Here is a 24004-nt window from a genome sequence, read left to right on the forward strand (position 1 = left end):
AGCCCATGTCCGCGTCCCTCTCCCGTCCCCCTCGGGTCGGCGTCTGGCTGGTCGGGGCCCGCGGCTCCGTCGCGACCACCGTCGTCGCCGGATGCGCCGCCGTGACCGCGGGGCTGCGCCCGCCGACCGGCCTGGTCACCGAGGAGCCCGCCTTCGCCGGCAGCGGCCTGCCCGCCCTGTCCTCCCTGGTCTTCGGCGGCCACGACACCACGGACTGCCCCCTGCCCAAACGCGCCGAACAACTGGCCGCCGGCGGCGTCCTCCCGCCCGGCCTGCCCTCCGCCGTCGCCGCCGAACTCGCCGCCGCCGACGCGGAGATCAGGCCCGGCGGCCCGCTCCCCGGCGACACCCGGGACGAGGACGAACTGATCGCCGCCTTCGCCGCCGACCTCCAGGACTTCGTCACCCGGCTCGGCCTGGAGCGCGCGGTCGTCGTGAACGTCGCCTCCACCGAACCGGCCCCGTCGTCCGACACGGGCCTCCCGCCCAGCTCGCTCTACGCGGCCGCCGCCCTGCGCGCCGGCTGCCCGTACGTCAACTTCACCCCGTCCACGGGCCTGCACCACCCGGTGCTCGCCCCGCTCGCCGCGTCCAGCGGACTCCCGTACGCGGGCCGCGACGGCAAGACCGGCCAGACCCTGCTGCGCTCCGTCCTCGGCCCCATGTTCGCCCAGCGGGCGCTGGACGTCCGGGCCTGGTCCGGCACCAACCTCCTCGGCGGCGGCGACGGGGCCTCCCTCGCCGACCCGGCCGCCGCCGCGGCGAAGAACGCCGGCAAGGAACGCGTCCTCGCGGACACTCTCGGCACCACCCCCGAGGGCGAGGTCCACATCGACGACGTGCCCGCGCTCGGCGACTGGAAGACCGCCTGGGACCACGTGGCCTTCGACGGCTTCCTCGGCACCCGCATGGTCCTCCAGACCATCTGGCAGGGCTGCGACTCGGCGCTCGCCGCGCCCCTGGTCCTCGACCTGGCCCGGCTCGTCGCCCGCGCCCACGAGACCGGTCTGCGCGGCCCCCTCGCCGAACTGGCCTTCTTCTTCAAGGACCCGGTCGGCCAGGCGCCGTCGGCGCTGGGCGAGCAGTACGCGGAACTGGTGCGGTTCGGCCGGGGGCTGGGGGAGGGCGAGTGAGCCGACTCCGCGCCTGGGCCGAACTGCTGCGCCTGCCCGCCCTGTTCACCGTCCCCGGCGACGGGCTGGCCGGCGCGGCCGCCGTCGCCGCCCGCCCCGACCGCCGTACCGCGCTCGCCGTCGGCTGCTCCCTGTGCCTGTACGAGGCCGGGATGGCCCTCAACGACTGGGCGGACCAGAAGGAGGACGCCGTCGAGCGCCCGCACCGCCCGCTCCCGTCCGGCCGGGTCCGTCCCGCCGCCGCCCTCGCCGCCGCCTGCGCCCTCACGGCCGCGGGCCTCGCCCTGGCCGCCCGCGCGGGGCGCCCGGCGCTGGCGGTCGCGGTGCCGCTTGCGGCCACCGTCTGGTCGTACGACCTGGTCCTGAAGCGCACGCCCGCCGGGCCCGGCGCCATGGCCGCCGCCCGCGGCCTTGACCTGCTCCTCGGCGCCGCGGCCACCGGTGGCCGGGTCCGCCCGGCCCTGCCCTCGGCGGCCCTGCTCTCCACCCACACCCTCGCCGTCACCGCCGTCTCCCGCCAGGAGACCCGCGACGGCACCCCGATCGCCCCGCTCGCGGCGCTGGCCGCCACGGCCACCCTGACCCGGCTGCTGCCGGGCGACCCGGGACGCGACCGGCCGTCGCCCTTCCGCCGGCACTTCCTCCCCACCGCGCTCGCACTCAACTACGCCTCCGCCACGGCCCGCCCCTACCTGCACGCCGCCCTCAACCCCTCACCCCCGCTGACCCAGCGCGCCGTGGGCGCCGGAATCCGCGCCACCATCCCGCTCCAGGCGGCCCTCGCCGCCCGCGCCGGGGCCGGGGCGACCGCGCTGGGCACGGCCGCCCTCGCCGCGCTGGCACGGCGCTTCTCGAAGCGGGTGAGCGTCACATGACCTCCCAGGGGACGGCCCTCCGGTTCGGCTACGGCACCAACGGCCTCGCCGACCTCCGCCTCGACGACGCCCTCGCCCTCCTCGCCGACCTCGGCTACGACGGCGTCGGCCTGACCCTCGACCACATGCACCTCGACCCGCTGGCCCCCGACCTCGCCGCCCGCACGGGGCGGGTCGCCCGGCGCCTGGCCGCCCTCGGGCTCGACGTCACCGTGGAGACCGGCGCCCGCTACGTCCTGGACCCCCGCCGCAAACACGGCCCCTCGCTCCTCGACCCGGACCCGGAGGCCCGCGCCCGCCGCGTGGACCTCCTGCTGCGCGCGGTCCGGGTGGCCGCCGACCTCGGCGCGCACGCCGTGCACTGCTTCAGCGGAATCGTTCCGCCCGACGACGACGCGGCCACGGCCTGGGAGCGGCTCGCCGCCGCCCTCACCCCGGTCCTGGAGGCCGCCGACGCCGCCGGGGTCCCGCTCGCCGTCGAGCCCGAACCCGGCCACCTCCTCGCCACCCTCGCCGACTTCCACCACCTCCGCGGCCTCCTCGGCGACCCGCCCGCGCTGGGCCTCACCCTGGACCTCGGCCACTGCCAGTGCCTGGAACCCCTGCCGCCCGCCGACTGCGTGCGCGCCGCCGCGCCCTGGCTGCGGCACGTCCAGATCGAGGACATGCGGCGCGGCGTCCACGACCACCTCCCGTTCGGGGAGGGCGAGATGGACTTCCCGCCCCTTCTCGCGGCGCTCGCCGCCACCGGCTACCAGGGCCTGACCGTCGTCGAGCTGCCCCGCCACTCCCACGCCGGCCCCCACTACGCCGAGACCTCCCTGCCGTTCCTGCGCCGCGCTGCCGCCGCCGCGGCGGCGACCGCCCCGGCCGCGAGCGCCTCGGGCGCCTCGGGCGCCTCGGGCGCCGGTGACCCGTTCACGGCCGCGCCGACCGCCGCCGCCCAAGTCGCCGCCACCCCGGTCTCCGCCAACCCGGCCGTAGCAGCCCCGGTCACTGCCGCTCCGGTCGCCACCAACCCGGCCGTAGCAGCCCCGGCCGTAGCAGCCCCAGCCGTAGCAGCCCCGGCCGTCGCAGCCCTGGTCACTGCCGCTCCGGCCGCCGCCAACCCGGTCTCCGCCGTCCCCGACACCACCGTGCCGGAAGGGAGCACCCCATGACCCACTCGCCCGCCACGGGAACCGGCCCGGACCCTACCCCGGACCCCACCCCCGACGCCCTCCGCGACCACCTCGACAGCCACCTCCACCCGGCCGCCCGCGCCTGGCTCCGGCAGGCCCTGGACGAGGCCGCCGCCCACCCCGGCGGGCCCAGGCCCGCGTGGGAGCTGCGCGTGGCCGAGGCCGGGCGCCGCTGCGGCAGCCGGCACGCCGACGCCGCCCGCCTCCTCATCCTGCACGCGGCCCAGGCCGACCCCGCCACCCTCGCCCGCCTCTACCACCAGGGCACGGCCGCAGAACGCCGCGCCGTGCTGAGCGCCCTGCCGCACCTGGTGCCCGGCCCCGACGCGGTGCCGCTGGTCGAGGACGCCCTGCGCACCAACGACACCAGCCTCCTCGCCGCCGCCCTCGGCCCGTACGCGGCCCGCCACCTGGACCCCCACGGCTGGCGGCACGCCGTCCTGAAGTGCCTGTTCACCGGCGTCCCCGTGGACGCCGTGGCAGGGCTCGCGGAGCGCGGACGCGGCGACGCCGAACTCGCCCGCATGCTCGCCGACTACGCGGCCGAGCGCACCGCCGCCGACCGGCCCGTCCCCGCCGACCTGTACCGCGTCCTGGCCCTGGCCGCCGAAGACCCCGAGGCGGACCACCCCCACGGCAAGGAGTCCTGATGCGCCTGTTCGACCCCCACATCCATATGACCTCCCGCACCACCGACGACTACGAGGCCATGCGCGCCGCCGGGATCCGCGCCGTCGTCGAGCCGTCGTTCTGGCTCGGCCAGCCCCGCACCTCGCCCGCCTCCTTCCTCGACTACTTCGACTCCCTGCTCGGCTGGGAGCCCTTCCGCGCCGCCCAGTACGGCATCGCCCACCACTGCACCCTCGCCCTCAACCCGAAGGAGGCGAACGACCCGCGCTGTGCCCCCGTCCTCGACGAGCTGCCCCGCTATCTCGTCAAGGACCAGGTCGTGGCCGTGGGCGAGATCGGCTACGACTCGATGACCCCCGCCGAGGACACCGCCCTCGCCGCGCAGCTCCAGCTCGCCGCCGACCACGGCCTGCCCGCGCTCGTGCACACCCCGCACCGCGACAAGCTCGCCGGGCTGCGCCGCACCCTCGACGCCGTCCGCGAGTCCGCGCTGCCCGTGGACCGGGTGCTGGTGGACCACCTCAACGAGACGACGGTCAAGGAGGCCAAGGACAGCGGCTGCTGGCTGGGGTTCTCCGTCTACCCCGACACCAAGATGGACGAGCGCCGGATGGTGGCGATCCTGCGCGCGTACGGGCCGGAGAAGGTGCTGGTGAACTCCGCCGCCGACTGGGGCAGAAGCGATCCGCTGAAGACCCGGCGGGTGGCCGATCTGATGCTGGCCGACGGGTTCACCGAGGACGACGTGGACCGGGTGCTGTGGCGCAACCCCGTCGCCTTCTACGGGCTCAGCGGCCGCCTGGAACTCGAGGTCGCCCCGCCGGAGGCCACCCACGAGGGCAACTCCGTGCTGCGCGGAGGGGAGTGAGCGATGCGCTTCCGCCACCCCGACGGCACCACCGTCCACCTCGCCTACTGCACCAACGTGCACCCCGCCGAGACCCTCGACGGCGTGATGGCCCAGCTCCGCGACCACTGCGCGCCCGTCCGCCGCCGCCTCGGCCGCGACCGGCTCGGCATCGGCCTGTGGCTCGCCCGCGACGCCGCCCGCACCCTCGACACCGACCCGGCCGCGCTGCGCGCCCTGCGCCGCGAACTCGACCGGAGCGGCCTGGAGGTCGTCACCCTCAACGGCTTCCCGTACGAGGGGTTCGGCGCCGCCGAGGTCAAGTACCGCGTGTACAAGCCGGACTGGGCCGACCCGGAGCGCCTGGAGTACACCACCGCACTGGCCCGGATCCTCACCGGTCTGCTGCCCGACGACGTCACCGAGGGCAGCATCTCCACCCTGCCGCTCGGCTGGCGCACCACCTGGAGCGCCGACCACGCCCGCACCGGACAGCGGGCGCTGACGACCCTCGCGGAGCGCCTGGACGCCCTGGCGGAGCTGACCGGCCGGAGCATCCGGGTGGGCCTGGAGCCGGAGCCCGGCTGCACCGTGGAGACCACCGGCGACGCCATCGCCCCGCTCACCGCCGTCGGCCACCCCCGCATCGGCGTGTGCGTCGACACCTGCCATCTCGCCACCTCCTTCGAGGACCCGGCGGAGGCCCTGGGCGCGCTCGCCGCCGCCCGCGTCCCCGTGATCAAGTCCCAGCTGTCGGCCGCCCTGCACGCCGAACACCCCGGCCGGCCGGAGGTCCGCGAGGCCCTCGCAGCCTTCGCCGAACCCCGCTTTCTGCACCAGACCCGCACGGCCACCGCGACGGGCCTGCGCGGCACCGACGACCTCGACGAGGCGCTCGGCGGTACGGCCCTGCCCCCCGACGCCCCCTGGCGGTCGCACTTCCACGTCCCGCTGCACGCGGCCCCCGCCGAGCCCCTCACCTCCACGCTCCCGGTCCTGCGGGCCGCCCTGGCGCGCCTCGTCGGCGGCCCGCAGCCGCTGACCCGCCACCTGGAGGTGGAGACCTACACCTGGCAGGCGCTCCCGCCCGAGCTGCGCCCCCGCGGCCGGGACCGGCTCGCCGACGGCATCGCCGCCGAACTCGCCCTCGCCCGCGACGAGCTGACCGACCTCGGACTGAAGGAGCTGCCATGACCGCGCCCACCGGCGACCCCACCCCGCTCCTCGTCCTCGACGTGGTCGGCCTCACCCCCCGGCTCCTCGACCGCATGCCGAACCTCAAGGCCCTCGCGACGGCCGGCTCCCGGGCCCACCTCGGCACCGTCCTGCCCGCCGTCACCTGCGCCGCCCAGTCCACCTTCCTCACCGGCACGATGCCCTCGGAACACGGCATCGTCGCCAACGGCTGGTACTTCCGCGAACTCGGCGACGTCCTGCTGTGGCGCCAGCACAACGGCCTGGTCGCCGGGGACAAGGTGTGGGACGCGGCCCGCCGCGCCCACCCCGGCTACACGGTCGCCAACATCTGCTGGTGGTACGCCATGGGCGCGGACACCGACCTCACCGTGACCCCGCGCCCCGTCTACTACGCCGACGGCCGCAAGGAGCCGGACTGCTACACCCGGCCGCCCGCCCTGCACGACGAACTCACCGAGAAGCTCGGCACGTTCCCGCTGTTCCACTTCTGGGGGCCCGGAGCCGATCTGGTCTCCAGCCAGTGGATCATCGACGCCACCCGTCACATCCTCCGCACCCGCCACCCCGACCTGGCGCTCTGCTACCTCCCGCACCTCGACTACGACCTCCAGCGCTACGGCCCCGACGACCCCCGCTCCCACCAGGCGGCCGCCGACCTGGACGCGGCCGTGGCCCCGCTGCTGGACGACGCCCGCGCCGAGGGCCGTACGGTCGTCGCGCTGTCCGAGTACGGCATCACCCGCGTGAGCCGGCCCGTCGACATCAACCGCGCCCTGCGCCGCGCCGGCCTGCTGGAGGTGCACACCCAGGACGGCATGGAATACCTCGACCCGATGGCCTCCCGCGCCTTCGCCGTCGCCGACCACCAGATCGCCCATGTGTACGTCCGCCGCCCCGAGGACATGGCCGCCACCCGCGCCGCGCTCGACGGGCTGCCCGGCATCGAGCAACTCCTCGACGACGAGGGCAAGAAGGCCCACCACCTCGACCACGCCCGCTCCGGCGAACTGGTCGCCGTCGCCGAACCGGACGCCTGGTTCACGTACTACTACTGGCTCGACGACGCCCGCGCGCCCGACTTCGCGCAACTGGTCGAGATCCACCGCAAGCCCGGCTACGACCCGGTCGAGCTGTTCATGGACCCGCTCGACCCCTATGTGAAGGTCAAGGCCGCCACCGCGCTCGCCCGCAAGAAGCTCGGGATGCGCTACCGCATGGCGGTCGTCCCCCTCGACCCCTCACCCATCCGAGGCAGCCACGGCCGCCTGCCCACGAGCGACGACGACGGTCCGCTCCTCCTGTGCTCCACCCCCCGCGCCGTCGGCGACCGCATCGCGGCCACCGACGTGAAGTCCCTGCTGCTCCGACTCGCCGGTCTCGACACCGACGGCCCCTCAGAGGAAATGAAAGAAGGCACCCCGTGAACCACACGCCTGACACCGACGACCAGCTCCGCCGCAGCCTCGGCGTGGGCCGCCGCAGCTTCCTGAGCACCTGCACCGCCGTCGCGGCCGGGGCGATCGCCGCCCCCGTCCTCGGCGCGACCCCCGTGCAGGCCGCGCCCCGGGCCGCCGACACCGGCAGAGGGCACACGCTCGTCCCCGCGGACAAGCGCGGCATCATCCTCTACACGGTCCGCGACGCCATCGGCCGCGACCCGCTCGCCTCCTCCCTCCCGTCCGGCTTCCGCGCCGTCTTCGAGCAGCTCGCCCGCTTCGGCTACCGCCAGGTCGAGTTCGCCGGCTACGGCCAGCACGCCAACTCCCCCGGCGGCGCGAGCCTGGAGTCCGTCCAGGGCGCCAAGCTGCTGCGCCGCTGGCTGGACGACAACGGGCTGCGCGCCCAGGGCAACCACGGCTTCATCCCCGGCTCCTGGCCCCTGACCAGCGCCGACCTGGACACCTTCAAGAAGCACCTGGAGATCGCGAACATCCTCGGCCTGCCCCACATGGGCACCGGTGGCGACCCCACCTCAAGCTCCTACAAGGCCGACTGGGACGTGGCCGCCGAGAAGTGGAACGCCCTCGGCGCGATCGCCCGCCGCGCCGGCCTCAAGCTCTACACCCACAACCACGACGCCGCGTACAGCTTCCTCCTCGACGGCGGCCCGCTGGACGCCCAGGGGAAGCCCACCCGCAGCTCGGGCATCCGCAAGCTGGAGTACTTCCTGTCCATCACCGACCCGAAGCTGGTCTGGCTGGAGATGGACGTCTTCTGGGCACACGTCGCCCAGTACAAGTTCCGCACCTACACCGCCCACGACGGCTCCACGCAGACGAACATCTTCGACCCGGCCGGCCTCGTCACCCGCCACAACAAGCGCTACCCGCTGTTCCACGCCAAGGACGGCGTCGTCAACGCCACCAACGGGATGGGCTACGACATGGTCCCGTTCGGCACCGGCGTCATCGACTACACCACGTTCTTCTCCCGCGTGGGAGACCGCAACTACCACAACCCGATGGTCGAGCAGGACACCGCCCCGAGCACCACCAACCCGGGCCAGTCCCTGGAATACGCGGCGATCGGCTACCGCAACCTGGCCGCCCTGCGCCGCTAGCGGCAGACCTGGGCGGAGGGCCTCCCGGGCGACCCGGCGGCCCTCCGCCCGTGCCGGCGGCCACCGAGCGATATTCGGTGGCGCCAACGGGCGTGCGCTTTTATAGTGAGTGCGCTCCTTGCGGTGGCCCTTTGGCCGCCGCTTTCGGCCGAGTTGAGGAAACAGGAGGTGTGACCGATGGCTGTCTCTGTGATGGGTGCTGCCCGCAACCAGAAGAACCTCCACTCCACCTCCGCTGTCCCCGGCTGACCGACCTCTTATCGTCTTCGCGCCCGCGAGCGCGCGGCCGGGGCTGCCCTGAGAAGGGTTTCCCTTGAATCTGTCTTCTTCCTCTTCCTCCGCTTCGTCACGTCCGCTGTCCGCCTACGGCTGGGACGAGGGATGGCAGGCCGAGTTCGCCCCGTACGCGGAGCAGGGCCTGGTCCTCGGGCGCGTCGTGCGGGTCGACCGCGGTCTGTGCGACGTCGTCACCCCCGAGGGCACCGTCCGCGCCGACACCGAGTTCGTCGTCCCCCGCGACCCGATGAAGATCGTCTGCACCGGCGACTGGGCCGCGGTCGACGCGGCCGGTGACCCGCGGTACGTCCAGGCGCTGCTGCCGCGCCGCACCGCCTTCGTGCGTTCGACGTCGTCGAAGCGCTCCGAGGGCCAGGTGCTGGCCGCGAACGTCGACCACGCGGTCGTGGCCGTCTCCCTCGCCGCCGAGCTCGACCTGGGCCGCCTGGAGCGGTTCCTGGCGCTGGCCTGGGAGAGCGGCGCCCAGCCACTGGTCGCCCTCACCAAGGCCGACCTGGTGCCCGACCCCGTGGTGCTGGCCCATCTCCTCGCGGACGTCGAGACCGCCGCGCCCGGCGTCCAGGTGGTGACCGTCAGCTCGGCGACCGGCGAGGGCGTCGACGTGCTCGGCGCCGTGCTCTCCGCCGGCACGTCGGTGCTGATCGGGCAGTCCGGCGCGGGCAAGTCCACGCTCGCCAACGCCCTGCTGGGCGAGTCCGCGCAGCATGTGCACGAGGTCCGGGACAGCGACGGAAAGGGGCGGCACACCACGACCACCCGCGATCTGCTGCCGCTGCCCTGGGGCGGGGTCCTCATCGACACGCCCGGGGTGCGCGGGGTCGGGCTGTGGGACGCCGGGGACGGCGTCGCACAGGCCTTCGCCGAGATCGAGCAACTAGCCGGGGACTGCCGCTTCCACGACTGCGCCCACGAGGCCGAGCCGGGCTGCGCCGTGCTTGCCGCGGTCGAGAACGGGACGCTGCCCGAGCGCCGCCTGGACAGCTACCGCAAGCTGCTGCGAGAGAACACGCGGCTCGCCGCCCGCACCGACGACCGGCTGCGGGCCGAGATGCGGCGGACCTTCAAGCAGCGGCAGGCCCTCGGCCGGCACATGATGGAACGCAAGCGGGGGCCGCAGCGCAAGCCGTAGCGCGACCCGTAGCGCTGCTCCGGCTCCGTGTCCGTGTGGCCCACGACGGTTCCTTGGGGCCAGGATGGCCCAAGGAACCGAGAGAGAGCGAGTTGCGATGATGGCCGCCACAGAGGAGTACGACGTCGTCGTCCTGGGCGCGGGTCCCGTCGGGGAGAACGTCGCGGACCGGGTCCGCGCGTCAGGGCTCTCCGCGGCGATCGTGGAGAGCGAACTGGTCGGCGGTGACTGCTCGTACTGGGCCTGCATCCCCAGCAAGGCGCTGCTGCGCCCGGCCATCGCCCGCGCCGACGCCCGGCGGCTGCCCGGGCTGCGCGAGGCGGTCAGGGGCCCGCTGGAGGCCCCGGCCGTCTTCGCGCGCCGGGACGAGTACGTCTCGCACTGGAAGGACGACGGCCAGGTCGGCTGGCTGGAGTCGGTCGGCGTCGACCTCGTCCGCGGCCACGGCCGTCTGGTGGGCGTCAAGCGGGTCGCGGTCTCGGACTCGGACGGGCGGGAACGCGTCCTGACCGCCCGGCACGCGGTCGCCGTGTGCACCGGCAGCCGCGCCGCGCTGCCCGGCCTGCCAGGACTGGCCGAGGTCCGCCCCTGGACCAGCCGCGAGGCCACCAGCGCCGCGGCCGTCCCCGGGCGGCTGGCCGTGGTCGGCGGCGGCGTGGTCGCCACGGAGATGGCCACGGCCTGGCAGGCGCTCGGCTCCGAGGTGACCGTGCTGGTCCGCGGCTCCGGGCTGCTGGGGCGCATGGAGCCGTTCGTCGGCGAGCTCGTCGCCGCCTCGCTCACCGAGGCCGGGGCCAAGATCCGCACCGGCACCTCCGTGACCGGCGTAAGCCGCTCCGCGCCGGGCGGCCCGGCCGGCCTCGGCTCCGGCGCCGGGCCGGTGACCCTGACGCTGGACAACGGCGAGCACCTCGAAGCCGACGAGGTGCTGTTCGCCACCGGGCGCGCCCCGCGCACCGAGGACATCGGCCTCGAGACGATCGGCCTCGAACCGGGCAGCTGGCTGCGGGTGGACGACAGCTGCCAGGTGCGGGACGTGGAGGGCGGCTGGCTGTACGCCGTCGGCGACGTCAACCACCGCGCCCTGATGACCCACCAGGGCAAGTACCAGGCGCGCATCGCGGGCGCCGCGATCGGCGCCCGCGCCCAGGGCGTGCCGCTCCTGGAGACGGACCCCTGGGGCGCCCACGCGGCCACCGCCGACACGGCGGCGGTGCCGCAGGTGGTGTTCACCGACCCCGAGGTCGGCTCGGTCGGCCTCACCGCGGCACGGGCCGAGGCCGAGGGCCGCCGGATCCGGGTCGTCGACTACGACCTCGGCCGGGTCTCCGGCTCCGGCCTCTACGGCGACGGCTACCGCGGCCAGGCCCGCATGGTCGTCGACCTCGACCGGGGGCACCTGATCGGCGTGACCTTCGTCGGCCCGGGCGTCGGCGAGCTGCTGCACTCCGCGACGGTGGCGGTCGCGGGGGAGGTCCCCGTGGAGCGGCTGTGGCACGCGGTTCCGTCGTTCCCGACGATCAGTGAGATCTGGCTGCGGCTGCTCGAGACTTACCGCGGCTAGGACTCGCCGCTCCCCGCCCCCTGTCGATTTGCGGCTCCGCCGCGTGGGGGCCCCGCGCCCGGACCCCGATGCCCGGGGCGGAGCCCCGCGTGCGGGCCGCGGCGCCTGCGGCGGGCCTCTCCCCTCCCCGCCCCTTCCCGAAACTGAGGGCTCCGCCCCCAGACCCCCAAGGCCTGGGGGCGGAGTCCCGCGGGCCAGGGCCGCGTCGGCGCGGTCTGGCTGTCGCCGCAGGGTGTCGGTCTTGGCCCAAGCTCGGGGTCTGGGGCTGAGCCCCAGTTGTGGGAAGGGGTGGGTAGGGGAGCAGCCCGCCGCAGGCGCCGGGCAGGCGGTGTTCCGCGGGGCGCCTGCCGGGGAAACAATTGTGGGCATGAGCCAACAGGGGGACAGGCGCCGCCACGAGGACGACTGGTGGGGCGAGTTGTACCACCAGCACACCGGCGACGTGGGGCCCGCCACCGCGTCGGACTCCGTCGACGACCGGTTCGACTCCGCGTCCCGCACGGTCGGCGGGCCGCCGTCGCCCGGGGCCCCGCTCGGGGCGGTACCGGCCGCGGGAGCCCCCTGGGGGACGGAGCCGGGGCCGGAACCGGAGAAGCCGACCGAGCCCGCCCCATCGGGCGCGACCTTCGGATGGTTCTCCGGCGAACGGGCGCCAGGGCCGGTGCCCGCTCCGGCCCCGGCCGACCCGCGATCCGCCAAACGGCCGTCCCTGCCGCGTCCGTACGTGCCACGGCCGCCCGTGGCGCAGCCCCCCGCGCCGCAGCCCGCCCCGGACGCCGACGAGCCGATCGTGCCGCCCCCCGCGGACCCGTACGAACTGGCCGACCTCGTGCCGGACACCGTGCTGGACGGTGCCCGCTGCGGAGCCGCCACGCTGCGCGCCGTCTCCTCCCGGGGCGAGTCGGCCCGCCGGGGCGGGGAGCCGCGGCGGGACGTGTTGCTCATGGCGCGGTTCGGGTCCGGGCCCGGCGCGCTGGTGCTGGTGGCGCTGGCCGGCGGGGTCGGCGGGGCCGGAGAGGCGGAGGCGGCGCGCGAGCTGTGCGAGTGGATCGGCGGCGCGGTCGGCCGCAGCCATGCGCAACTGGTGGACGACATACGCTCCGGCAACCGCGGCGCGCTCAAGTCCGGGCTGCACCGGCTCACCGACCGCGGCCTGGGCCGGTTGAGGGCCCGCGCGGCCGAGTTGGGCCTGGACCCGGCCGAGTACACCGCCGCGCTGCGCTGTCTGGTGCTGCCCGCCGACCCGGACTGCCGGATCCGCGTGGCCTTCGGCGTCGGCGACGGCGGCCTGTTCCGGCTGCGCGCGGGCGTCTGGCAGGACCTGGAGCCCGCCGAGCCGGAGCCGGACACCGCGGGTGGCCCGGTGCTCGGGTTCGGCAGCGCGACACGGGCGGCGGCCGGGTCGCCCCCGACGATGGACCTGGGGATCGCCACGCCGGGTACCGGCCCCGCCCCCGGCCCGGCCCCGGTCCCCGCCGCCGCTCCCTTCCGCTTCCGGGCCTCCGTAGCCCGGCCGGGGGATGTGCTGCTGATGTGCGGCCGCGGGCTCGCGGAGCCGCTGCGCGGCCGCCCCGAGCTGGCCGGACACCTGGCGGAACGCTGGGCGGAGGCGGAGCCGCCGGGGCTCGCCGAGTTCCTCGCGGACACCCGGACGCGGGTGGAGGGTTACGCCGACGACCGTACGGCGGCCGCCGTCTGGGAGGCGTGAGCGCGCGGTCCATGGGTTGATGGAGCTACGTAGCCGCACCGGCATACGCAGCCGAGACCCGTACGGAAGGGCGCGCGATGGGCAAGCAGACCGTGGCCGAGCAGTTCGTGGACCTCCTGGCGCGCGCCGGGGTGCGCCGGCTGTACGGGGTCGTCGGGGACAGTCTCAACCCGGTCGTCGACGCCGTACGGCGCAACGCGGCCATCGACTGGATCCAGGTCCGCCACGAGGAGTCCGCCGCGTTCGCCGCCGGTGCCGAGGCCCAGCTCACCGGCCGCCTCGCGGCCTGCGCCGGCTCCTGCGGCCCCGGCAATCTGCACCTGATCAACGGCCTGTACGACGCCCATCGCTCGATGGCCCCGGTCCTCGCCCTCGCCTCGCACATCCCCAGCAGCGAGATCGGCAGCGGCTACTTCCAGGAGACCCATCCCGAACGGCTGTTCGCCGAGTGCAGCCACTACTGCGAGCTGATCTCCAGCCCGCGGCAGATGCCGCGCGTCCCGCAGACCGCGATCCAGCACGCCATCGGGCGCAGCGGCGTCAGCGTGGTGGCGCTGCCCGGGGACATCGCGGCGCTCCCGGCGCCCGAGCGGGCCGAGGAGCACGCCCTGGTCACCGCCCGCCCCTCGGTGCGCCCCGGCGACGCGGAGATCGATGCGCTCGCCCGGATGGTGGACGCGGCCGACCGGGTGACGCTGTTCTGCGGCAGCGGCACCGCCGGGGCGCACGCCGAGGTGATGGCCTTCGCCGAGCGGGTGAAGTCCCCGGTGGGGCACGCGCTGCGCGGCAAGGAGTGGATCCAGTACGACAACCCGTACGACGTCGGCATGAGCGGGCTGCTCGGCTACGGCGCGGCGTACGAGGCCACCCACGAGTGCGATCTGCTGATCCTGCTGGGCACCGACTTCCCGTACAACGCCTTCCTGCCCGACGACGTGAAGATCGTGCAGATCGACGTCCGCCCCGAGCACCTGGGCCGGCGCTCCAAGCTCGACCTGGCGGTGTGGGGCGATGTGCGGGAGACGCTGAGCTGTCTGACGCCGAAGGTGCGCGCCAAGCGCGACCGCAGATTCCTGGACCGGATGCTGAAGAAGCACGCCGACGCGCTGGAGGGCGTGGTCAAGGCGTACACCCGCCGGGTGGACAAGCACATCCCGATCCATCCGGAGTATGTGGCGGCGGTGCTGGACGAGGAGGCGGCCGCCGACGCGGTCTTCACGGTCGACACCGGGATGTGCAATGTGTGGGCGGCCCGCTATCTGACCCCCAACGGCCGCCGCCGGGTGATCGGCTCGTTCACCCATGGCTCGATGGCCAACGCGGTGCCGCAGGCGATCGGCGCCCAGTTCCTCGACCGCCGCCGCCAGGTCGTCTCGATGTCCGGGGACGGCGGCTTCGCCATGCTGATGGGCGACTTCCTCACCCTCGTCCAGTACGACCTGCCGGTGAAGGTGGTGCTCTTCAACAACTCCGCGCTCGGCATGGTCGAGCTGGAGATGATGGTCTCGGGCCTGCCCTCGTACGGCACCACCAACGTCAACCCCGACTTCGCGGAGATCGCCCGCGCCGCCGGGGCGTACGGCGAGCGGGTGGAGAAGCCCAAGCATCTGCGGGCGGCTCTGCGGTCCGCCCTGCGCTACAAGGGGCCCGCGCTGGTGGACGTGGTCACCGATCCCAACGCGCTCTCCATCCCACCGAAGATCCGCGCGGAGATGGTGACCGGCTTCGCGCTCTCCGCGAGCAAGATCGTGCTGGACGGCGGGGTGGGCCGGATGGTGCAACTGGCCCGCTCGAACCTGCGGAACCTGCCCCGGCCCTGACCCCACCGCCCGCACTGCCCGCTACGCGGGCGTGAGCCTCAGGGTGAGGATCTCGTGCGGCCGCAGGCTCAGGGCCAGCCCGCCCTCGCCGGTGGCCGCCTCGTGCAGCGGCCGCTCCAGCAGGTCCGTCACCTGGGCGCTGACCACCGGGAACCCGGTGGTGAGCGTCGCCGACGCCCGCCCGCCGCGCGACTCGTACAGCCGCACCACCACATCGCCGCCGCGGTCCTCCGCCAGCTTGACGGACTCGACGGTGACCGCCGGGTTGTCGACGCCGATCAGCGACGGGAGCGCGGGGCCCGCGGGCAGGGCGCGCGGCGGCAGGTTGAGCGCCAGGCCCTCGGCGACCGCGTCGCCCACCTCGGCGCCGGGCAGCAGCGCATACGCGAAGCGGTGGGCGCCGAGGTCGGTCTCGGGGTCGGGGCTGTGCGGGGCGCGCAGCAGGGTCAGCCGCACCGTCGTGCCCAGCACCGGCCCGCTGTCACCCCCGACCGGATGCTCCGTACGGGTCACATCGTGGCCGTACGTCGAGTCGTTGAGCAGCGCCGCCCCGTAGCCGGGCTCGGCGACCCGCAGCCAGCGGTGGGCGCAGATCTCGAACCGGGCCGCGTCCCAACTGGTGTTGGTGTGGGTGGCGCGGTCCAGATGCCCGAACTGGATCTCGGAGGTGGACACCTTGGCGTGGATGTCCAGCGGGAAGGCCGCCTTGAGGACCTTCTCCGACTCCTGCCAGTCCACCTCCGTGGCGATGTCCACGCGGCGGCCGCCGCGGCTGAGGCGGATCTCCTGGGTGATCCGGGAGGCGCCGAAGGCGCGCACCACCCGGACGGCGGCGCGCAGCGGCCCGGACTCGACCAGCTCGACGGACTCGGCCTCGGTGAGATCGGTGTGGACCCGGCGGTAGTGCCGGTCGATGTCCCAGGCGTCGTACTCGTTCGGGTGGTCGGGGTGGAGCTGGAGGAGGTTCCCGCGGGCGCCGGGCGCGATCAGCTCCCGGTCGGCGGCGAGGTCCCGCACGGAGGCCAGCAGCCCGTCGCCGTCGATGACCACCCGCAGCAGATCGTTGTCCAGCACGATGGTGCGCCCGTCGCTCAGCGCGCTGACCGGCACCTGGGACCCGCCCGCCCCCGGCGTGTCGGCGTGCACGGCCGACGCGCCCAGCGCGGGCAGCCGCACCGCGACCGCGGCGCGCCCGTCCGCCAACGGCTGGACGGGCGTGTCCTCCGGCAGCGCGGCCGCCGTCGGCGCGTCGAGCGTGACGACCTCGGCGCGCTCGTACGGGGAGGCGTTGAACACCACCGGCCCGTCCTGCGCGCCGCCCAGCGCGTCCACCGCCGCCGAGACGATCCCCTCCAGCTCGGCGCGGACCCGCTCATAGGTGTCCCGCGCCTCGCGGTGCACCCAGGCGATCGAGGAGCCCGGCAGGATGTCATGGAACTGGTGCAGCAGCACCGTCTTCCAGATCCGGTCCAGGTCGTCGTACGGATAGGCGTACCCGGGGGAGCGCAGCGCGGCGGCCGTCGCCCACAGCTCCGCCTCCCGCAGCAGATGCTCGCTGCGCCGGTTGCCCTGCTTGGTCTTGGCCTGGGTGGTGTACGTCGCCCGGTGCATCTCCAGATACAGCTCGCCCGACCACACCGGCGCCTTGGCCGCGTACTCCCGCTCCGCCTCCGCGAAGAACGCCGACGGCCGCTCGATCTCCACCCGCGGCGAGCCCTCCAGCGACTTGAGCCGCCGCGCCTTCTCCAGCATCTCGCGGGTGGGGCCGCCACCGCCGTCGCCGTAGCCGAAGGGGACCAGGGAGCGGGTGGCCAGGCCCTTGTCGGCGAAGTTCTGCTCGGCGTGGGCGAGTTCGCGGGCATGGAACTGGGCGTTGTAGGTGTCCACCGGCGGGAAGTGGGTGAACACCCGGGTGCCGTCGATGCCCTCCCACCAGAAGGTGTGGTGCGGCATCTTGTTCGACTGGTTCCAGGACAGCTTCTGGGTGAGGAACCACCGCACCCCCGCGAGCTTCGCCAACTGCGGGAAGGCGGCCGTGTAGCCGAAGGAGTCCGGCAGCCAGATCTCCTCGGTGTCCACCCCCAGCTCCTCCAGGAAGAACCGCTTGCCGTGCACGATCTGCCGGGCCAGCGCCTCGCCGCCGGGCATGTTGGCGTCCGACTCGACCCACATCGAGCCGACCGGCGCCCAGTTGCCGTCGGCCACGGCCTTCTTGATCCGCTCCCAGATGTGCGGCTGGTGCTCCTTCACCCACGCGTACTGCTGCGCCTGCGAGCAGGCGAAGACCAGCTCCGGGTAGTCGCGTGCGAGCGCGGTGACATTGGCGAAGGTCCGGGACGCTTTGCGGACGGTCTCGCGCAGCGGCCACAGCCACGCCGAGTCGATATGGGCGTGCCCGGCAGCCGACACGCGGTGCGCGCTGGCGTTCGCGGGGCGGCTGAGCGCCTCGGCCAGCGCGGCGCGCCCGGCCGCGGCGGTGCCCGGCACATCGTGGAGGTCCAGCGCGTCCAGCATGTTCTCCAGGGCGCGCAGTATCTCGTGGCGCCGCGCCCGGTCCGCCGGAAGCTCGCGCATCAGCTCCGACAGCACCTCGATGTCCAGCACCAGATGCCAGACCTCCTCGTCCAGCACGGCGAGGTCGGCCGAGGCGAAGCGGTACAGCGGCCGGTCCCCGGCGGTCAGCACATCGCCCAGCAGCGTCGGCTCATAGCCGTCGCGCAGCACGGCCGGGTTGGCGGCCGCCTCCAGCAGCAGCCGCACCGGCTCGCCGCCGGCCGCGGGCGCGGCGACGGGGATATGCCGGTTGCGGGGGTGGATGCCCTTGAGCGGCACCCCCTCCGCGTCGTACACCAGCCCCTCGGCCTGGAAGCCGGGGGCGTCCCCCGTGAAGCCGGGGTCGATGACGGCCTCGACCCGCCGCCCCGCCCACTCCGACGGCACCTCGCCCTCCAGCCGGAACCACCAGGTCGACCACGGCGAGCCCCACTCGGTGCCGGTCTCGAAGGGCTCGTACGACCCCTTCAGCGCGTCGCCCACCGGGACCGGCTCGCCCGGGGTGCGCCACGCGGTCAGCGTGAGCGGGGTGCGCGCCGTGTACTGGGCGGGCCTGATGAACTGGTGCAACGCCCGGTCGAGGCGCCCTTCCACCAGCGGTCGGTCGTCGTGCATGCGCGGCTCTCCTCAAGATCGGCGCGGGTCGGTCCCAGCGGATCATTTCCCTCGGTGTGTGGGCGCCAACACGCGGGAATGCATTCCGTGAGCGTGTTCGACGACATTTCGACGCTGGCTGTCCGCTGGGCGGCCGGGGCGGGGGAGGATGAAGCGTCAGCCTGCACGGCGGGGCGGCACGGCCGGGTGGCCGGAAGCGGGGGCGGTGGCCATCGAGAGCGAGCGGGGCCCGGCTTTGAGCAAGCGATTACAGAACGGCGAGCTGTCCCGTGTCGCGGAGGTCCGTGCGGGGCTGCGCGAGCTGCTGCGGCGCTGGGGCGAGCCGAGCAGGAGGGACCTGGCCGAGCTGCTCACCAGCGAGCTGGTCACCAACGCGCTGGTGCACACGGACCGCGGGGCGCACATCACGGCCACGCTCGGCGAAGGTCAGGGCGGGCCGGTCAGCGGCCGATTACGGGTCGAGGTGCGGGATTTCGTCCCGCGGCATCCGACGTTGCGCACCCATGCGGCCGAGGAGGGCACCTCCGGGCGCGGGCTGCTGCTGGTGCACACGCTCGCGGACGCGTGGGGGGTGCGGGCCCACGGCGTGGGGAAGGCGGTCTGGTTCGAGCTGGACGCGCGGTCCGTGTGAGGGGTCGGCGTACCGGAGGCGGGGCATCGGTTCTTCGCGCGGCGGGTGCGGGTGCCGTCCGCGCGGGGGCGGGAGAGGAGACGTGCTCCCCGTCCCGCCCACCCGGCAATCAGCCGAAGGCGCGCTCGATCTGCGCGAGCTTCTCCTCCAGGGAGTCGAGCCGCGGCATGGTGAGGGTGTCGTCCTCGGCGGTGAGGTCGATGGTCCGCGGGCGGTCGGCCTCGCGGTCCCCGAATCCGTCACCGCTGCTCGCGGACCGCAGAGCGGGCCGGGAGGAGGGCGCGGACAGCTGACCCTTGTCCAGCGAGGTACCGAGGGAGTTTTCCGGCGAGTTATCCGATATGGCAGGCTCCGATGTGAGCGCCGGTTGCGGGGAGGAGCCGGTGACCTCCACCTGGCGGCCGCCGCGCCGGCCCCAGGAGCGGTGCTGCCGGTTCAGCGCCCGGATCCGGGCCCGGTCCAGCCTCTCCTGCTCCCGCCGGCGGTGCCGGTTGTGCTCCTTCTCCTTGCGGTCCTCGCGCACTTCCTCGACGGCCTCGTCCAGGGTGCGGACGCCCTCGAGCAGCATCAGCGACCAGGCGGCGAAGGTCTCGCGGGGTGCGCGCAGCCAGCGAACGATACGGATCTGCGGCAGCGGCCTGGGCACCAGGCCCTGCTCGCGGAGCGCCGCACGGCGGGTCTGCTTGAGCGCGCGGTCGAAGAGCACCGCCGCCGAAAGCGACATGCCGGCGAAGAACTGGGGCGCTCCGGCGTGGCCCATGCCGCGCGGCGCGTGCACCCAGTTGAACCAGGCCGCGGCGCCCGCGAACAGCCACACCAGCAGTCGGGAGCCGAGAGCGGCGTCACCGTGGCTGGCCTCGCGCACCGCGAGCACCGAGCAGAACATCGCGGCGCCGTCGAGCCCGAACGGCACCAGGTACTCCCAGCCGTTCGTCAGGGCGAGGTTCTCCCGCCCGAAGCCGACCAGCCCCTGGAAGGAGAGGGCGGCCGCGACCCCGGCGCAGCAGAACAGAAGCACATACGAGGCCATCCCATAGATGGCCTCCTTGCGGCGGCGCCGCTCCTCGCTCCGCTCCCAGGAGTCGGAGTTCGCCTTGTCATCCTTGGCGTTACGTCCGCGCGCGAGCACTGTCACCGCTCCCACGACGCCGACGAGCACTACGACGGCCGGGAGGCCCCAGCTCGATATGTCGGTCAGTCTCATCCGGTGTCCCTTGCCTCGCTTCCGTGAAGTTCTGGCCGCAGTACGGCCTACTCGCGCGACATCTTGGCGCAAACCTGGCTTGTCCCGAGCGGTTTCTGGACAAGAGGACGCCAAATCGGCGGGGGGACACGCGGATAGGTGCGATACGGTTCGAACGCTCGCGCTGTGCAAGCGGCTTGCATTCTATTCATGGAATCCGACCGAACGTAAACGTCCTGCTGAGGTTGTGTCAGGACGCTCAATGTGGTCCGTTCCGGTTGGATCCGGTTAGGCTTGCCTTTTATATGACGTCCGAGGGGTTTGCCCTCGTGCGGCCTCCGCATATCGTGTCAAGCGGACGTCAGGAGGAGCCGAGGTGGAGCAGGCCAGTGCCGAAACGGCGGCGGAGCCGCACCCGGATCCCGGCATCCCCGGCCCCGGCCCCGGTGGCCCCGGCGGGCCCGCCTCGCGGAAGCCGCCCCGGCGCCACTCGGTGCGCGGGCAGATCCTGGACGCCCTGCGGGACGCGCTGGTCGGCGGCGAGCTCGCCCCCGGCGAGGTCTACTCCGCACCGGCCCTCGCCGAGCGCTTCGGTGTGTCGGCCACGCCCGTACGGGAGGCCATGCAGCAGCTCGCCGGAGAGGGCGCCGTCGAGGTGGTGCCGAACCGGGGGTTCCGGGTGGCCCGGCGCAGCGCGCGGGAGCTGGCGGAGCTGGCCGAGGTCCGGGCCCTGCTGGAGGTCCCCGTGATGCTCAGCCTGGCCGAGGCGATCGCGCCCGAGCGGTGGGCGGGGCTGCGGCCCTTCGCGGAGGCGACGGCCGCGGCGGCGGCGAAGGGGAACCGGGCGGCGTATCTGGAGGCGGACCGCACCTTCCACCAGACGGTCCTGAGCCTGGCCGGAAATGAACAGTTGGTCGTGGTGGCCGACGAACTGCACCGGCGGGCGCAGTGGCCGCTGGTCGGCGGCCAGATCGTGCGCACCGCCGACCTCGTCGCGGACGCGGCCGAGCACATGGCCCTGCTCGACGCCCTGGCCGCGCGGGACCTCGACGCCGTCGAGTCCCTGGTGCGCGACCACTTCAACGGCGAGGCGTGACTTTCCCCTGCCCGCCCCCTCCCTCATCTGGGGCAAGCCCCAGCCCCCGGCCTCACTGACCGTCCGGGGCCCGGGGGCCTGCCCCCCACGCGGCGGAGCCGCACATCGACAGGGGCTGGGAAGGGGCGGGCAGGGGAACCGCCCTCGGCCTACTACGCCGTCGCGGTCGGGGCCTGTCTTAACTGTTCGGCGAGCCACACCGGCACCCCGCCCAGCAGCCGCACCAGCCGCTCCGCCTCCGTGCGCAGCCGGGTCGCCTCCGGCTCCTCCTCCACCTCGGCCAGCGCCGCGAGCGCCGGGGCGATGCCGATCAGATAGCCCAGCTCCTCCCGGATGCGCAGCGATTCGGCGAAGCCGCGCCGCGCCTCGGCCAGATCGCCCTCCTGCTCCGCCATCGCGGCCAGATGGCGCCAGGTGCACGAGAGCAGCAGCTCGTCGCCGTGGTTCTTGGCCCCGGCGTGTGCGCGCTGGAAGGCGGCCTGGGCACCGGTGGGGTTCTGCGCGAGGTGCTGGGCGATCAGACCGCGGCGGAAGTCCAGCAGCGGGCGGGTCGGCGAGCCGGGGCCCAGCAGCGCGGCGGCGCGCCCGAGCGCGGTCCGCGCCTCGTCGGCCCGGTCGCGCACCCCCAGCAGGGTGGAGGCGTAGGCGAGATAGCCGCGTTCGCACGCCGTGGCGCCCCGCTCGTCGTCGGTGAGCGCGAGCGCCTCCGCCGCCCGCAGGGCGTCCTCGGCCGCCTCCCACCCCTCGGAGGTGAACATGCAGCGCTCGGTCAGTACGGCGGTCCGCTTGAGCGCGGCCGAGGCGTCGCCCGCCGCGCGCGGTGTGAGCAGGGCCGCGGCGTCGTGCCAACAGCCGCGCGAGCGCAGCCGCCACACCGCCGTGTCCACGGGGTCGTCTACCCGATCCGGGCGGAGACCAGAATCGGAATCCGATGATCCAGGTGGTGACATGGCGGTGTCCGCCACATTGCCCTCCCCAAGCGCGCCATCGAGCCGGAAGCTGTGATCCGAATCTCAGCATGGATGCGCGGGCGCGGCCAAGAGGTCGGTGTGAATGAATTCACAAACAGGCAAGGAAACTGGACATCCCTTGACCAACAGCCGACCCACCAGCCACACCCGGTCAGCTCATCCGCAGCGCCAGGAAGAAGTCCAGCTTGTCCTCGAGGCGCGCCAGATCACGCCCCGTCAGCTGCTCGATCCGCCCCACCCGGTACCGCAGCGTGTTGACGTGCAGATGCAGCCGGGTCGCGCAGCGCGTCCAGGAGCCGTCACAGTCCAGGAACGCCTCCAGGGTGGGGATCAGCTCGGCGCGGTGGCGGCGGTCGTAGTCGTACAGCGGGTCCAGCAGCCGGGCGGTGAAGGCGCGGCGCACGTCGTCGGGGACGAAGGGGAGCAGCAGCACATGCGAGGCGAGCTCCTGGTGGCCCGCCGCGCAGACCCGCCCGGGGCGGGCGGCGGCGACCCGCCGGGCGTGTCGCGCCTCCTCCAGTGCGCCGCGCAGCCCGTCGGCGGAGTGGACGACCGCGCTGACGCCGAGCGTCAGCCGACCGTCGCCGTCCAGCCCGCGGGAGAGCGGCTCCCGGACGGCGGCGAGCAGCGCGTCGGCGTGCAGCCCCGCCTCGAAGCCGTACGCCCCGCCGCCGCTGCCGCCGCCCTCGCCATCGGCCGCCGGAACGTCGGGCAGCGCGGGCAGCGCGGGCAGCGGGACCAGCGCGACCGCCTCGTCGCCCGTGTGCGCCACCGCGATCCGGTCCGAGGGCTCGGGCCCGGTCGCCTCCGGGTCGACCAGCACCTCTTCCAGCAGCGACTGGGCCACCGGGCCGCCCGGCGCCGTTCCGCCCTCCCACTCCACCTGGGCCACCACCACCTGCCAGTGCGGGGCCGTGGCCAGGCCCGGGAGCAGCACGGGCGCGGCCACCCGCAGCCGGGCGGCGACCTCGGCGGGCGGCGCGCCCGACTGGACCAGCTCCAGCACCTCCTGGGCCAGCCGGCGCCGCACGGTGCGCGAGGCGTCCCTGCGGTCCCGCTCCACCGCGATCAGCTGGGTCACCCCGTGCAGCAGATCCAGCCGCTCCTCGGGCCAGTCGCCCGCGTCCGCCCCGACGACCAGCAGCCAGTCGGAGAGCACGGTCTCCCGGACGTCCCCGGCGCCCGACGGGGCCGGCCCGCCGCTGCGGATGGGGAAGAGGGAGTACGTGACGCCGTCGTCGGCGGTCACCCGGTGCGGGCCGCGGCGCCCCGAGCGCTGGGCGGCCAGATGCTCGCCCGCGAGCCGCGCGCACACCGCGGAGGGCAGCTCGGGCGCGCCGCCGGGGCCGGCCGCCGCGGCGACGGACGGCACCGCGATCCGGCGGCCGGTGGGGGAGAGCACCCACGCGGGCAGGTCGAGATCGGAGCCGAGCAGATCCAGCACGACCTCCGGGCCGCCGCCCGCGGGCCCCGAGGTCATCAGCCGCCGGTGCCGGTCGACGACGGCCGCCAGATCCCCGGCCCGCTCGCCGGACACCCGGCGCACCACGTACTCGGTGATGGACGCGAAGGACACGTCCTCCACCACCGAGAAGAGCGGCAGCCGGTGCCGCGCGCAGGCCAGCACCAGGTCCTCGGGCACGGAGCCGAGCTCCGCCTCGCCCGCCGCCAGCCCGGCGACCTGGGCCGCCACCAGGATCCGGACGAACCGCTCGGAGTCCTCCGGCTCCCGCCGCCACGCCAGGCCGGTCAGCACCAGCTCCCCACCGGACAGATAGCGGCTCGGGTCGCGCAGATCGGTGGTCATCACCCCGCGCACGGTGCGGTCCAGCTCCTCCTCGCCGCCGAGCAGCCGCAGGCCCAGGGCGTCGGTCTCCAGCAGTGCGCGCAGCCGCATGTCGTCGCCAGCCGATCTTCGTGTGTTGCCGGTGGAAGTCCTCGCCGTTTCCGGTGCTCGCCATTTCCGGTGAAGATTGCCGAGGTTTCCACTCCCCGTCTTTCGTTCGAATCTACA

The 24004-nt window shown here is 74.4% G+C and carries 18 protein-coding genes; 14 read left to right on the plus strand and 4 right to left on the minus strand.

What is annotated here, in order from left to right; translation table 11 throughout:
- The first annotated feature begins 5 nt into the window (after window positions 1-5).
- From ABTY62_RS09045 to ABTY62_RS09100, 12 genes are all read left to right on the plus strand, one after another.
- The gene (locus ABTY62_RS09045; protein WP_352128750.1) at window positions 6-1133 is read left to right on the plus strand and encodes an inositol-3-phosphate synthase; all 1128 of its coding nucleotides are present in this window, start codon (window positions 6-8) and stop codon (window positions 1131-1133) included.
- Window positions 1130-2008 (plus strand): SCO3242 family prenyltransferase, encoded by an 879-nt coding sequence (locus tag ABTY62_RS09050; protein WP_352128751.1) that lies wholly within the window; start codon window positions 1130-1132, stop codon window positions 2006-2008. The genes ABTY62_RS09045 and ABTY62_RS09050 overlap by 4 nt, the downstream gene beginning before the upstream one ends.
- Window positions 2005-3168, plus strand: coding sequence for a sugar phosphate isomerase/epimerase family protein (locus tag ABTY62_RS09055; protein WP_352128752.1), 1164 nt, complete (start codon window positions 2005-2007; stop codon window positions 3166-3168). The genes ABTY62_RS09050 and ABTY62_RS09055 overlap by 4 nt, the downstream gene beginning before the upstream one ends.
- Window positions 3165-3839 (plus strand): EboA domain-containing protein, encoded by a 675-nt coding sequence (locus ABTY62_RS09060; RefSeq protein WP_352128753.1) that lies wholly within the window; start codon window positions 3165-3167, stop codon window positions 3837-3839. Before ABTY62_RS09055 ends, ABTY62_RS09060 begins: the two co-directional genes overlap by 4 nt.
- Window positions 3839-4687: a TatD family hydrolase gene (locus tag ABTY62_RS09065; protein WP_352128754.1), complete on the plus strand. Its 849-nt coding sequence runs from the start codon at window positions 3839-3841 to the stop codon at window positions 4685-4687. The genes ABTY62_RS09060 and ABTY62_RS09065 overlap by 1 nt, the downstream gene beginning before the upstream one ends.
- A gap of 3 nt (window positions 4688-4690) precedes the next feature.
- Entirely contained in the window at window positions 4691-5860 is a 1170-nt protein-coding gene (gene eboE, locus ABTY62_RS09070; RefSeq protein WP_352128755.1) for a metabolite traffic protein EboE, read from the plus strand.
- Window positions 5857-7287 carry an alkaline phosphatase family protein gene (locus ABTY62_RS09075; protein WP_352128756.1) on the plus strand — a complete coding sequence of 477 codons (1431 nt, stop codon included), beginning with the start codon at window positions 5857-5859 and terminating at the stop codon, window positions 7285-7287. The genes eboE and ABTY62_RS09075 overlap by 4 nt, the downstream gene beginning before the upstream one ends.
- On the plus strand, window positions 7284-8423 hold the full coding sequence (locus ABTY62_RS09080; protein WP_352128757.1) for a sugar phosphate isomerase/epimerase family protein: 1140 nt from the start codon (window positions 7284-7286) through the stop codon (window positions 8421-8423). The genes ABTY62_RS09075 and ABTY62_RS09080 overlap by 4 nt, the downstream gene beginning before the upstream one ends.
- A 313-nt stretch (window positions 8424-8736) precedes the next feature.
- Window positions 8737-9849, plus strand: coding sequence for a ribosome small subunit-dependent GTPase A (gene rsgA / locus ABTY62_RS09085; RefSeq protein ID WP_352128758.1), 1113 nt, complete (start codon window positions 8737-8739; stop codon window positions 9847-9849).
- Window positions 9850-9946: 97 nt separating this feature from the next.
- Complete coding sequence (locus ABTY62_RS09090) at window positions 9947-11413, plus strand: dihydrolipoyl dehydrogenase family protein (RefSeq protein ID WP_352128759.1); 1467 nt, start codon at window positions 9947-9949, stop codon at window positions 11411-11413.
- Window positions 11414-11780: 367 nt separating this feature from the next.
- Entirely contained in the window at window positions 11781-13121 is a 1341-nt protein-coding gene (locus ABTY62_RS09095; protein ID WP_352128760.1) for a protein phosphatase 2C domain-containing protein, read from the plus strand.
- A 77-nt stretch (window positions 13122-13198) separates the two neighbouring features.
- Entirely contained in the window at window positions 13199-14941 is a 1743-nt protein-coding gene (locus tag ABTY62_RS09100) for a pyruvate dehydrogenase (protein WP_352128761.1), read from the plus strand.
- Window positions 14942-14962: 21 nt separating this feature from the next.
- On the opposite strand, the gene ABTY62_RS09105 is transcribed toward ABTY62_RS09100, so the two are convergent.
- Complete coding sequence (locus ABTY62_RS09105; RefSeq protein ID WP_352128762.1) at window positions 14963-18109, minus strand: alpha-mannosidase; 3147 nt, start codon at window positions 18107-18109, stop codon at window positions 14963-14965.
- A gap of 148 nt (window positions 18110-18257) precedes the next feature.
- Between ABTY62_RS09105 and ABTY62_RS09110 the strand changes: the two genes are divergently transcribed.
- Window positions 18258-18740, plus strand: coding sequence for an ATP-binding protein (locus ABTY62_RS09110; protein ID WP_352128763.1), 483 nt, complete (start codon window positions 18258-18260; stop codon window positions 18738-18740).
- Between the two features lie 109 nt (window positions 18741-18849).
- Here the strand turns inward: ABTY62_RS09110 and ABTY62_RS09115 are convergent, their stop codons facing one another.
- Window positions 18850-19944, minus strand: coding sequence for a DUF2637 domain-containing protein (locus ABTY62_RS09115; protein WP_352128764.1), 1095 nt, complete (start codon window positions 19942-19944; stop codon window positions 18850-18852).
- Between the two features lie 355 nt (window positions 19945-20299).
- On the opposite strand from ABTY62_RS09115, the gene ABTY62_RS09120 reads away from it, so the two are divergent.
- Window positions 20300-21019 (plus strand): GntR family transcriptional regulator, encoded by a 720-nt coding sequence (locus ABTY62_RS09120; protein ID WP_502997431.1) that lies wholly within the window; start codon window positions 20300-20302, stop codon window positions 21017-21019.
- A gap of 152 nt (window positions 21020-21171) precedes the next feature.
- On the opposite strand, the gene ABTY62_RS09125 is transcribed toward ABTY62_RS09120, so the two are convergent.
- Window positions 21172-21969: a hypothetical protein gene (locus ABTY62_RS09125; RefSeq protein WP_311723858.1), complete on the minus strand. Its 798-nt coding sequence runs from the start codon at window positions 21967-21969 to the stop codon at window positions 21172-21174.
- 172 nt (window positions 21970-22141) lie between these two features.
- On the minus strand, window positions 22142-23887 hold the full coding sequence (locus ABTY62_RS09130) for a PucR family transcriptional regulator (protein ID WP_352128765.1): 1746 nt from the start codon (window positions 23885-23887) through the stop codon (window positions 22142-22144).
- Window positions 23888-24004 lie beyond the last annotated feature (117 nt).

The sequence above is a fragment of the Streptomyces sp. NPDC097640 genome, from assembly GCF_040302705.1.
Classification (GTDB): domain Bacteria; phylum Actinomycetota; class Actinomycetes; order Streptomycetales; family Streptomycetaceae; genus Streptomyces.